We start from the raw sequence: 628 nt of genomic DNA, 5'->3' as shown, positions 1-628 counted from the left end.
CATCCGGCCAGTTGTCGGGCCATCCGGCCCAGTGCGCCCCGCTCATCCGAACAGACAGGCAATAAAAAGCCCCGGCAGTGGCCGAGGCTGATTCATTCGTTGGTCAGTTACTTCGCGTCGCGCAGCCGCTGCTTTAACTCGTAGCCCATCAGTGGCCAGATCTTCTGCTCGGCATTCTGGCGGGCGATCTTGCGGCCAATCTCCGGATCGAAGTTCTCCGGACTGGCGCATGCGCTCTCACCGGTAACAGTGAAGCCGTTTTGCAGCACCAAGACGCAGAAGGTCAGCAGACCAAGGGATGCCGGGTAGCAAACGGCGCAACCAGGTTTTACACCTACAACTCCATCGCCAGCGGTGAAATAGTGCTCGCTTTGAATGTTCATGGTTACGTCCGCTGGGGTGATGCGTGGCGCGGATAGTCCCTTAGCTTGAATCTCTTGCTCAATAGCTTGGTCGTTCAAGGTCTTCTCCAGAATGCAAAAACCCCGGCGAATGCCGAGGCTGTGAAAGTGCGCGCTACGTTTTGTGAGCGCGTTAAACGTGGCGCGGAAAACTACAAGCCCGCCCGGCCGAATGCCGCGGCGTCCTGCTCGCGTAGCTGATCAAGGGTGAGCAGCTTGCCCTTGTC

The 628-nt window shown here is 58.3% G+C and carries 1 protein-coding gene; it reads right to left on the bottom strand.

Annotation, left to right across the window (positions count from 1 at the left end):
- Positions 1-107: 107 nt before the first annotated feature.
- Positions 108-461 (bottom strand): Gp49 family protein, encoded by a 354-nt coding sequence (locus BKD70_RS22035; RefSeq protein WP_047279250.1) that lies wholly within the window; start codon positions 459-461, stop codon positions 108-110.
- Positions 462-628: the final 167 nt, after the last annotated feature.

The sequence above is a fragment of the Pseudomonas sp. BS-2016 genome, from assembly GCF_001806145.1.
Lineage (GTDB): Bacteria > Pseudomonadota > Gammaproteobacteria > Pseudomonadales > Pseudomonadaceae > Aquipseudomonas > Aquipseudomonas lundensis.
Note: the sequence above shows the minus strand (reverse complement) of the source record. Positions and strands in the feature narration are given on the sequence as shown.